The organism is Phaeobacter sp. SYSU ZJ3003, assembly GCF_041300735.1.
Classification (GTDB): Bacteria; Pseudomonadota; Alphaproteobacteria; order Rhodobacterales; family Rhodobacteraceae; genus Phycobacter; species Phycobacter gallaeciensis_A.
The window spans coordinates 1-10555 of the sequence record NZ_PXNU01000088.1 but is presented as its reverse complement, the minus strand read 5'-3'; the positions used below and the strand labels follow the sequence as shown (position 1 = coordinate 10555).

Genomic DNA, 10555 nt, shown 5'->3' with positions numbered 1-10555 from the left:
GGCGAAAACGCCGGCAAACAGCAAGTCTGCGCAGGTTCCTCCGCATTATGGCCAACTGATGATAAGTCAAACGTCAGAAAAATGACGCTGCCGATGCCGAGGCGATCGTAATCGCGGCCCGGCAGCCGGAAATGCGCTTTGTGGAGCGCAAGACGGTTGAGCAGCAGTCCCGCGCGGCCGTGTTCCGCGGCCGGGAACGATTGATCCATCAGCGTACCGCGGATGTAAACGCCTTGCGGGCTCTGCTGTACGAGCATGGCCATGTGTTTCCTGCAGGAGTTCGCTCCATTGATCGTATAACGGTGCTTTTAGAGGATGAAACTTCAGACTTACCTGCGCTGATCCGGGATGAGTGCAAGGACCTGCTGGCACAGATTGCTGAGAAAACAGCACGTATCGCCGACCGGGACAAGAAACTCGCATCGCTGGCTTCCCAGTCAGACAGGTCGCGTCGGCTCCAGACCATGCCGGGTGTTGGCCCCCTGACAGCGATCGCGGTGGAAGCATTCGGGCCAGATATGGCCGGGTTCAAATCAGGACGCGACTTTGCGGCTTGGTTGGGCCTCGTGCCCCGGCAGCATTCGTCCGGAGGCAAAGAGCGCTTGGGACGTATGACCAAGGCCGGTCAGGCCGACATCCGACGGCTCCTGATTATTGGAGCAATGTCTCGATTGAACTGGCTTGGACTGCGCTCGATTGCGGAGGGCAGCTGGTTGTCACGCATGTTGGCGCGCAAGCCCAAGATGCTGGTCGCCATTGCGCTGGCCAACAAGATGGCCCGGCAGATATGGGCGATGCTGACAAAGAACGAAGATTACAAGGATCCGGTGTTAGCAGCCACGGCATGATGCTCATGCCGGGCCGCTAGCAACGGTGCCAAGGGGGTAAGAAGACGATGACCTGAATGGGCAAAATGATCGAATAGATCCGGATAGGGAAAACCAGTTAGCAACTGCGAGCACAAAGCTCGGAATACAGATTTGGACCCGATCCGCTGATCACCATCCCGGCCCGCGGCTTTTGGAAATGCCGCTCACTGAGGCCTGACAGAAGTTCGCACTCGATCACAGGCCTGGACGGTCAGAAACTTCTTGCGATACGGGCGGCAACCACAGAAGTTGCTAGTCACCCCACATTTCACTAGATCAATGCGGCAGATCGCAATCGACCGGCGCATAGGCCCGGTCCAAAACGTGATGCCCTGTTCCAGCACCACGACAGAGAGATCGAAGAGACCTTTGCCGGGGCCGCCTCTTTGCGGCACCGCACAACCCGATCACGTAGCGCAAAAAGAAAGGGCGCCCGAAGGCGCCCTTTCCGAAGATAATCCCGACAGGGTTGGATCAGAGGATCGCCCAGTCGCTGACGGTTGCTTGCTGGAAGTCGGTCAGGTCAGCGCCATCAAAGAAGATGGTCTGGCCTGCGCTCAGCGTCAGCAGAACGCCGTTTTGACCACCAACGGTGTCGTTCGCCATATCGGCCAGAACCGCATCGCCGTCTGCATAGCCAAAGGCTGCCAGATCGATCATCAGCGCATCATCGTCCAGCAGAGCTGCACCATTGGAGCCAGCATCGACAGTGTCGTTGCCTTGGCCTGCTTCGAAGATCAGCGTACCGGCTGCGCCATCTGCGAAGACGAAGGTGTCGTCGCCTGCACCACCGTAGAAGGTGTTTGCGCCAGTTGCAGCAGCAGAAACGTAGACAGAGTCATCGCCAGCACCGTTGTAAATGGTGTTGGCGCCTTCACCATCTACAGAGATCACGTTCGACGCGGTTGCATCTGCCCCACCGAAGACGATGTTGTCACCGTCGCCGTCGACATAAATGTTGTCGGAACCAGCAGCACCATAGATGGTGTTGTGACCGTGGCCGTAGACGTCGATCTGGTCGGCGCCGTCACCAAGGCCGATCACGTTGTCGCCGTCACCGAAGACGTCGATCTGGTCGGCGGCATCATCGGCACCGGACCAGATGGTGTTGTTGCCGTCATCGTTGATCTCGGCCTCGTCGGCACCAAGGCCCAGGTACACGATGTTATCGCCGCCACCGTTGATGTAGACCCGGTCAGTACCGTCGCCAGCACCAACGATGTTATCGCCGCCACCGTTGATGTAGACCCGGTCAGTACCGGTATCGCCCGCACCCGCGTAGGAGACATTGTTGCCGCCGTTCAGGGTGATGGTGTCGTTGCCGTCGCCACCGATGATGGTGTCGTTGCCTTCACCGCTGGTCAGCATGTTGTTAGTGGCATCGCCGTTGATCCGGGTCGAATTTGTCCAAGCATCACCCGCGCCAGGAGCTGTTTCACCAATATTGATGTTTGCGCCAAAGCCGTAGGACAGAACAACTTCAGTTTCACCTTCGTTGCCGTTCACATCGGTGACGGTGACCATCAGAGTTTCATCTGCAGTGGCGTCATCGCCAAGAGTACCTGCATTCAGAACCGCAATGTCGCCATCGCCCGGAGCGGTGTACTCGAGATTATAGTTGCCACCGGAGAGGCTCACGGCAACAATGCCGCCAGCTGCCGTCGCGAGCTCATCACCGTCCACATAGCGGGTGCCGTTGATGACAATGCCCGGATCTTCATCATCGGTACCGCCATCGGAGTTGATGTTGCTGATTGCGCCGGTGTCAGCATCATAGCCGATCAGCTGAATGCTGGCATCGTCAGCATCATCGACATCAGAAGTGGTGATCGGGGTGCTGACGGTGGTGAACGCATCGTCCTCGCTCAGATCCAGTTCATAGTCACCCAGATCGGACAAGATGATGGTTTCGATACCTTCAACGGTCACGCCGGAGACACCGCCAACGGTCGAGGCACCCAGACCGTCGGTGATCACGTCACCGTCGGCCAGAGTGTCGATGATCAGCGTGTCATCACCGTCGCCACCGTAAACGGCGGTGGCGGAGACAGCATCGATAACCGTGTTACCAAGCGCGGCTTCCGCAGCAACAGCAGCGGCCAGAGCTGCAGATGCAGCTTTTGCCGCGTTCTGAGCGGCGGTCAGATCGTTTGCCGCAGTATCAGCTGCGGTCTGAGCATTTGTCAGATCGTTTGCCGCAGTATCAGCTGCGGTCTGAGCATCTGTCAGATCGTTTGCGGCGGTTGCAGCAGCAGCCTGTGCGGTCGCCAGTTCCCCTTGCTCGGTGGCCAGAGTGGCATTGGCGGCGGTGAGAGCCGTGACAGAGTTGTCATATGCAGTCTGAGCATTCGCCAGATCAGTATCCGCACTGAGCTCGCCAGCGGTGTCGTTCGAATCGTCGCCGTCGTCGACAAGGATACGCGCGTTCTGGGCCTGGATCAGGTCCAGCTGGGCTGCGTCACGAACGCCTTCTGCATCCGACACCGCGGTTTCTGCTGCGGTCACGTCTGCCTGCTCTGCGGTCACAGCGGCCTGAGCTACGGTGTTCGCCGCGGTCGCAGTGGTCAGGTTGTTTTGCGCAGTGGTGTTCGCAGTGGTTGCAGTGGTCAGGTTGTTTTGCGCAGTGGTGTTCGCAGTGGTCGCTGCGGCCAGGGTGGCCTGAGCAGCGGCATTCGCAGTGGTCGCATCGGTCACGGCTTGATCAGCCGCGTCGATTTGCGCTTGGGTTACACCATCAACACCAGCGTCGAACCCGGTTTCGATGACATCGGCACCATCGCCAGCGTGGATGACGTTGGCGCCACCCTCGTCAACGATCGTGTCGTCGCCTGCACCGCCATTGATCGTGTCGTTGCCAGTGCCAGCGGAGATGTTGTCGTTGCCGGCACCACCGTAGATGAGGTCATCGCCGCCGACGCCGTTGATGGTATCGTCACCAGCAAAAGCGCTGATAACATCGGCACTGGCGGTGCCTGCCAGCGCTTCGCTGTTCAGGGTTCCGTTAACTTCAGCCATTTCTTCCTCTTCCTCTCGATAAGAGTATCGTTTTGAAATCTGCCCTGCCTGCCGGCGGGGATTGCGACTAATCTATGCGCCCCCCCGGGGACACGTCAACACACGACCTGCCCCAAAGAACTCTCGCGCAGCAGGGATAATGGGTTTCGGTCGCACTCATCAAGAAAGATGTGCTGAACTGGGCAAAAAACCGCAAATGTGACCGATTTGCCAAGGCTTTACCCCACAGATTAGGGGTCGAGCAGGCTGTGACGGGTTTCAGACTGGGTTTGAGCTTGGAGGACAACGGGCAAGAGGGCCAAAAGGCCCGCATAGACGATTCCCGCCAGAACCGGGCCAGAATCGCGATTTCCATTGGCTATACCGGGATACGCTGGTCCTGCGAGGCAGTACCTCTTTGGGTAGAATGTTGTCGGGGCTCAGATCGAAGCTGCCCGACAGGCCAGCTGGGGCTGCAGAGGATTGAGGCTTTATCAGGCGGCAGGGAAACGGCCCTTTGCCATAAGGGTCGACGTCGCAACACTCCTTTTAGGCGGCCCTCTTGCGGCAGGGGTCTGACAGCGAGAATTCGCCTAAGCTGTGTCCCTAGAGCAACATATTGGGAGGCCGCCTTGCCCGAATCCCGTGCGTTGGCCCTGTGGCGGCGCGAAGGGATTCTCTTACTGGCCGTACCAAACGTGTGCTGGGAAAGACGTCGGCCTCGTGGCGCTGCGGGTGGCTCGCTTTGGCGAGCCCTGCGGTGTGGGGTCTTCTCTTGGCCTTGGGGCCGCACCAGCCCTGGTATGGCTATCAGGGGATCGATGTCGATGCCTTGGGGCGGCATCTCGCCGAGAGCTTCCTGCGCCATGTGCTACGGCCAGAGGCAGATACGCGGGTGATCGGCTTTAAGGAGATTCGCTGGCACGAAGATCCACAGATGTTTCTGCCCATGCTGGAGTTCCTGACCCGCTATCTGCCGGGGGCGCGCTTTGTCTTCAACACCCGGGATCATGCGGAGGTCTGCCGGTCCGGCTGGTGGAAAACCATGGAGCGCGCAGAGGTGATCGCCCAGCTTGAGCAGGCCGAAGCGTTGTATCAGAGCGCCATGGCGCGCTTTCCGGATCGCTGCCTCAAGATGCACTACAACACCTATGTGCAGGGGCCAGAGGCCTGGCGCGCGCTTTTTGCCTTTCTTGAGGTGCCCTTCGACCCGAATCTGGTCGAGACGGTGCTGGAGCGGAAGCTCACGCATATGAAATGGCTGGGCAAACCGAAGCCCTAAGCAGCGGTCAGCCCAGGTCGCCCGGATCGCCCATCACCGCGCGCCAGGCCCGGTCACGGCGCAGCGATTCCTTGGTGGTCAGCCCCGGCAGCGCCAGCAGATTGTCCGGATCAGAGAGGTCCATCAGCTCCATGTTTTGTGCGTAAAGCGCGTGGCCGACGCAGGCATCCTCCAGTCCGACCGCGGGCATAGCGAAAAACGCCTGCATGGCGAGGTACATATAGCCACAGGCACGCAGACCCTCGGGCCCGAGCACATAGCCATGCCCCCCGGCCGCATAGTCCCGCGGCAGCGGATATTGATAGCCGCGCGTCTCGATCAGGGGATCGGCGCATTTGCCGATATGCCAGCCGTGCCACTGGCCATCATGCCGCTCGCCGCCGACCCGGCGTCCCGCACAAGCCACCTTGGCGGCCGCTACCCGATCGAGGCAGGCCGCAAAGGCGGGTGCATCCTGCATCAGGATATTGTCGTCAATCTTCACAACCAGCTCAGGTGTGGTCAGCAGGTCAAACAGGAGATAGGCATAGAACAGCTTGCGGTGCAGGCCTTCGTAATTGTCCGGCGCCGGGACCTTGAGGAAGCGGCCATCATAGTCAAACCCAAGCGGCGTTTGCGCTTCGCTGGGGCTGCCCTCTGCCCCATAGAGGATGATGTGGTGATAGGCACCCTCCAGCGGGGCAAAGGAGGCAACCGTTTCCGCCGAGGCATTGAACCGGGGACGACAACTGGTGTGCAGGATCACCCGCTTGCCCGCGCAATCCGCCCGCAGCCGCGCCACCGCCTCAGGGCAGCTCTGCTCGAGAAGCACCGCGAGAAAGTCGCGCAAAGACCCGTTGCGGGGAAAGAGCGAGAAGACATCGCGCAGCTCGGCAAAGCTGCGGCACAGCGCCCGGGCCTCGCGCCCCTGCACCAGCGCCGTCAGTCGCTCCAGATGCGCCTCGGCGCTGGCAACCGCAAAGCGCAGATTGTAATACATCGGACGGTGCCATCTCAGGTCGCGCCCCGCCCTTGAGATGAAATGCGCCTGACTGGTCGCGAAGTCGCGCACAAGCTCCGCACTGCGGGTCAACAGATGCGCCCGCGCCACGTCCAGCGCCGCAGGGGCTGCGAAAAACGCGCGCAGGGTGTCGCAAGCAAACAGGTCTCCGACATATTGCCCAATCGTCACCTCTTCCGGGGTCTGCGTCAGCTCGGCCCAGAACTGGTCCAGCCCCGCGCCGCCCGCCAGCGCCGAATAATGGGTGCGCCAGGTGGCCCCTACCCCCACTGGCAGCGTGGTATTGCGCGCATAGGCGGCCCCGCCGAGGCGGATCTTGTCCTTGTAGTGGGCGAGGCTGCGATAGGGGAAATGCAGTATCCGCAGCCGGGTGCCCGCCTCCTCCACCGCCCCGTCGAGAGCGCTGACCGCATGGTTGCCTTGGGCCACCGTGACCTCAAGGCTGGCGCGATGCAGAACTTTTCCGGGTAGAGGCTGCCCCGTGGCATTGCGGCTTTGCGCTTCAAAGACCACCGTCTGGCGCGGGTGGCTGCGCCCCTCAAGCGGCGCATCGGCAGGGGCTGTCACCACCGCATTGTGGCGCGCCACCGACAGCACAGCGGTCTCGGGCGGCAGGCTGGCCAAGAGATCTCGTAGCGTGCCTTGCTCCGGCAGCCAGAACTCATCCGCGTCATTGTTGATGACCCAATCTGCCCCACGCTCGCGGGCCGCCCGCCGGGCCATCTCGGTCACCCAAGTGCCCTGCGCGTAGTCGTCGTCCTCCTGCCGCAAGACCTCGATGTCGAATTCAACGCCAAGCCGCGCCAGAAGGTCCGGCGTGTCATCGGTGGACAGGTTGTCCATTACGATGAAACTGTCCACGCCCATCGCGTGATGAAAGCGGATGTTCTCTTCGAGAATATCCGCCTCGTTGCGCACCAGAAGGGTCATGGTGATCTTGGGCAGCGGCCTTGAGGACATCGAGAACTTCCCCTCCTACGGGCAGAATATATCAGGCGGCGCGAGAGCCTCCCTCAGAGACGGATCTGCTTGGTGGCAGGCAGCAGGCTGTTCATCCGGGCAATATGCTCCGGTAGGCAGCGGGTCTTGAAGTCGTAATTCTCGACCACATGCGCCCGGGCATTTGGCCCCAGATGCGCATAGTCATCGGGACGTTGCAGCACATCCACCACCTGCGCGGCCAGCGCGTCATGGTCGAAGAAACCCATCAACATGCCGGTCTCGCCATGGGTCACCGCCTCGCGGACGGGGGCAACGTCAGAGGTGTCGATGGTAGCACCCATCGCCATCGATTCCAGCAGCGACCAACTCAGAACAAAGGGCATGGTGAGATAAATATGGCAGCGGGCCAATTGCATGATCTTGCACAGATCAGGATAGGGCACCCGACCGACGAAATAGACCCGGCTCCAATCGACCTGGTTGCCAAGCTCCTCCTCCATCTCGCCCCGCAGCCCTTTGGGATGCTTGCTTTCAACCCCATAGGAGGTCTCATTGCCGCCCACCATGATGACACGCGCCTTGGGATGCTCTTCCAGAATGCGCGGCAGCGCCCGCATCATGATGTGAAACCCGCGCGCCCGCTCCATATTGCGCGCGATATAGGTGATGAACTCATCCTCGCGGGTCAAAGCCTTCTCAAGGCGTCCCAGCCTGACCGAAACATCCGGATCAGGACCAAGGATGTCACAGCGAATGCCATCGTGGCAGACATACATTTTGTCGTGAAAATGCTTGGGGAAGAGGTCGTGCTGCCAGCGCATCGGCACATGACCGAGTTCGACCGAACCAAGGCTGACGTTGGGAACGGTATTGCGGGCCAGAGAGAAGAATCCCGCCTGATCGTTCGCGGCTCTTTCCCCATCAAAGCCGACCAGCCCCCCCCGAGGTGAGGTAGTAATATTCAAAAAATCCGATGATAGGAACATCAGGCCAGACATCCTTCAAAAACAATAGCTCTCCCCAGCCGGTATAACCAGGGATGATATCCGGCTTGAACCCCTGTTTTTCCAGCGTGCGCGCCGCCAGCGCAGCCCCCATGCCCACACCCGCCGCCTTTTCCCAGTCTTTGGACAGGCCAAAGACTGGGACGGCGTGTGAAAGGGCTTTTAGGTGATCGTGTTTATCCCCGGAAGCCGCATATCCGTGCGCTGCGTCAAAAAACAGATCTGGTGCTCTCCCGTGGCCGCCAGAACCGGTGCGAGCTCTCGGTATTGGCCGGGCATGTTCTGATGCACCATGAGGATTTTCATCGGCATTTCCTTCTGTCGCTACGAAGCGCACCTATCGGCAGTCCCTGCTTGCCCTCCTCGCCGCCAAGAGGCAAGTGGCATGTCTCTGCAGGGCTTTGCCGGTGACAATCAGCCAGAGCACCGCTGAACCGAGCACGGGTTTCAGATGGTTGCTGTGAACCCTTGCCCGATTGCAACCAAATGCCAGCTGAGAGTGACCATGCAGATTGAAAAAACCGCCCTTGAGGCTGTCTTGATCCTGACACCGCAGCGGTTTGGGGATGCGCGCGGCTTCTTCAGCGAGAGCTGGAACCGCAAGCGGATGGCAGAGCAGGGTCTGGACTATGACTTTGTGCAGGACAACCATTCGATGTCAGCCGAGGCGGGCACCATTCGCGGTCTGCACTTTCAGTCCCCTCCCCATGCGCAGGACAAGCTGAGGCTTTGCGGAGAATTTCATTCGCCTGCCGCAACTCACGGTTTTCCCGTTCCAGGGCCTTGATCCGGTCCCGTTCCTCAGTGGTCACGCCATCGCACCTGCCGCTGTCTTTCTCCGCCTGCTTGACCCATCCGCTCAAAGTCTGGGGAATACAGCCAATCTTGGGTGCAATGGCCGCAACCGCGCCCGCCTGCGTTTCATATGAGCCCTGATGCTCGAAAACCATCCGGACCGCACGTGCGCGGACCTCGGGCGAATAGCGATTTGCCATTTTGCTTTTCGTCATAACCATCATCCCTACTTAAGTTGATGGTCTCCGACAAACTCGGGGCGATTCACCCCGATCTTCGCGTGGAGCACCTTCACCTGCTCCTCATCGATCTCGGTTCTCTTGCGGCCACCGCGCTCGAACACACCGGAGGCGCCTTCCAGAAGGGCTCGCTTTCATTGATGGATCATCGTGGGATGCACCCCGAACCGGCTCGCCAGCTCAGCGGCGGCATCCTCGCCCTTCAGGGCTTCCAGCGCGACCTTCGCTTTGAACTCAGGCGCGTGCTGCTTGCGTTTCGACATCTCTGATCTCCTTTTCGTCGAAGATCAGCAGACTGCAAATCGTAGCTTATGTCAGTGTCCGAATTCTGGAGAGTATGTATGAACTGCCTTCCCCTGCAAGTAATTTGTTGATGCGCCATTGACCCTGCTTCTATGTATTCGGTCTTTCTTTGGGGCCGTTCGAATTGCCCCTGACCAAGATGGGAAGTCGCGCGCCCTGTGTCTCGTTAGCTCATCGGCACTCTGGGGCCACACTCCCCGCCAGACTGACAAGACGCCGATCGGTCGTTGGTCCATCTCCTCCTCGCTCGCCGTTCCCTTTGTCCGGTTGCGCGTTTGCCCGACTACAGACCGCTCATGGCATTTGGCCGATATTTCTCTCCCTTCGTCAGAACAGCGCAGGCGATACGCGCCATCTTGTTGGCCATGGCGACTGCCGCGACGTTCACATGCGCTCGCTCCTTCAGACAGTCTACCCAGGCCGTTATTGGCGACGTCCTATCTCGCACGAGATGCAGCACCGTTAGAGCACCGTGGATGAAGAGCTTTCGCAAATATCGATCGCCATGTTTCGAGATGCCGATCAGCTTGGCCTTGCCAGCTGTCGTGACCTGCCGTGGCACCAAGCCAAGCCATGCGGCGAGATCACGCCCCTTACCAAAGCTGCTGCCCGTGCCGACGGCAGCCACAAGTGCCGTGGCAATCGTGGGACCGATCCCCGGGATTTCCATCAGCCTCTGCATATCTGCATCCGCCTTGGCCAACGCCTTGATCTCGGCATCAATGGCTGCGACCCGATTATTGATCCCGTCCAGTTCAGACGCCATGTCAGTCACGAGCAGGAGCATACGGGGTGATAGGTCAGCAGCGCCCTCTGCGGCCAATCTGTCCAATTCCTTCTGGAAGACGTGGCGGCCGGTTCCTACCCGGATCCCGCGTTCCATCAGGAAACTGCGGCCCTGATTGATCAAGCGCGCCCTGTCCGACACGAGACGTTCCCGCGCGCGGTGCAGGGCCTGAAGATCAAGCTGCTCTTCCGACTTGATCGCAACGAATGACATCGTCGGGCGCGTCGCGGCTTCGGCAATGGCCTCCGCATCACGGTCATCGTTCTTGTGGCGCTTCACTTATCATCAGGTGGCCATAATGCGGAGGACCGTGGGACAGGCGCATGAATTCCCCGCATTT

Annotated in this window: 8 protein-coding genes and 2 pseudogenes; 3 read left to right on the top strand and 7 right to left on the bottom strand. The window is 59.9% G+C overall.

Translation table 11 applies throughout. From position 1 onward, the window contains the following. The first annotated feature begins 131 nt into the window (after positions 1-131). Positions 132-848 carry an IS110 family transposase gene (locus tag C6W91_RS20185; protein WP_370571486.1) on the top strand — a complete coding sequence of 239 codons (717 nt, stop codon included), beginning with the start codon at positions 132-134 and terminating at the stop codon, positions 846-848. Positions 849-1343: 495 nt separating this feature from the next. On the opposite strand, the gene C6W91_RS20180 is transcribed toward C6W91_RS20185, so the two are convergent. After that, positions 1344-3884, bottom strand: a complete 2541-nt coding sequence (locus tag C6W91_RS20180; protein ID WP_370571485.1) for a beta strand repeat-containing protein — start codon at positions 3882-3884, stop codon at positions 1344-1346. Positions 3885-4623: 739 nt separating this feature from the next. Between C6W91_RS20180 and C6W91_RS20175 the strand changes: the two genes are divergently transcribed. Next, positions 4624-5145 carry a sulfotransferase gene (locus C6W91_RS20175; protein WP_370571484.1) on the top strand — a complete coding sequence of 174 codons (522 nt, stop codon included), beginning with the start codon at positions 4624-4626 and terminating at the stop codon, positions 5143-5145. Positions 5146-5152: 7 nt separating this feature from the next. Here the strand turns inward: C6W91_RS20175 and C6W91_RS20170 are convergent, their stop codons facing one another. The 3 genes from C6W91_RS20170 to C6W91_RS20160 are packed head-to-tail and all read right to left on the bottom strand — an operon-like array spanning position 5153 to position 8428. Beyond that, the gene (locus C6W91_RS20170) at positions 5153-7105 is read right to left on the bottom strand and encodes a glycosyltransferase family 2 protein (RefSeq protein WP_370571483.1); all 1953 of its coding nucleotides are present in this window, start codon (positions 7103-7105) and stop codon (positions 5153-5155) included. Positions 7106-7158: 53 nt separating this feature from the next. Then, positions 7159-8073 carry a glycosyltransferase gene (locus C6W91_RS20165; RefSeq protein WP_370571482.1) on the bottom strand — a complete coding sequence of 305 codons (915 nt, stop codon included), beginning with the start codon at positions 8071-8073 and terminating at the stop codon, positions 7159-7161. After that, the gene (locus C6W91_RS20160; RefSeq protein WP_370571481.1) at positions 8009-8428 is read right to left on the bottom strand and encodes a hypothetical protein; all 420 of its coding nucleotides are present in this window, start codon (positions 8426-8428) and stop codon (positions 8009-8011) included. The genes C6W91_RS20165 and C6W91_RS20160 overlap by 65 nt, the downstream gene beginning before the upstream one ends. 168 nt (positions 8429-8596) lie before the next feature. Between C6W91_RS20160 and C6W91_RS20155 the strand changes: the two are divergent. Further along, positions 8597-8827 (top strand): annotated as a pseudogene (locus C6W91_RS20155) (dTDP-4-dehydrorhamnose 3,5-epimerase family protein); the annotation flags it as partial. Here C6W91_RS20155 and C6W91_RS20150 read toward each other — a convergent pair. The 3 genes and pseudogenes from C6W91_RS20150 to C6W91_RS20140 all read right to left on the bottom strand — a co-directional run. Continuing rightward, positions 8805-9101, bottom strand: a pseudogene (locus C6W91_RS20150) (transposase); the annotation flags it as partial. The pseudogenes C6W91_RS20155 and C6W91_RS20150 sit on opposite strands and share 23 nt — an antisense overlap. A gap of 158 nt (positions 9102-9259) precedes the next feature. Next, positions 9260-9388, bottom strand: coding sequence for a transposase (locus tag C6W91_RS20145; protein ID WP_370571480.1), 129 nt, complete (start codon positions 9386-9388; stop codon positions 9260-9262). A 323-nt stretch (positions 9389-9711) separates the two neighbouring features. Further along, positions 9712-10494: an IS110 family transposase gene (locus tag C6W91_RS20140; protein WP_370571479.1), complete on the bottom strand. Its 783-nt coding sequence runs from the start codon at positions 10492-10494 to the stop codon at positions 9712-9714. Positions 10495-10555 lie beyond the last annotated feature (61 nt).

Excerpts from the sequence above, each read along its gene's own strand:
- C6W91_RS20180 (WP_370571485.1), bottom strand. The coding sequence starts at position 3,884 with ATGGCTGAAGTTAACGGAACCCTGAACAGCGAAGCGCTGGCAGGCACC.
- C6W91_RS20145 (WP_370571480.1), bottom strand. The coding sequence starts at position 9,388 with ATGTCGAAACGCAAGCAGCACGCGCCTGAGTTCAAAGCGAAGGTCGCG.
- C6W91_RS20185 (WP_370571486.1), top strand. The coding sequence starts at position 132 with ATGCGCTTTGTGGAGCGCAAGACGGTTGAGCAGCAGTCCCGCGCGGCC.
- C6W91_RS20170 (WP_370571483.1), bottom strand. The coding sequence starts at position 7,105 with ATGTCCTCAAGGCCGCTGCCCAAGATCACCATGACCCTTCTGGTGCGC.
- C6W91_RS20165 (WP_370571482.1), bottom strand. The coding sequence starts at position 8,073 with ATGTTCCTATCATCGGATTTTTTGAATATTACTACCTCACCTCGGGGG.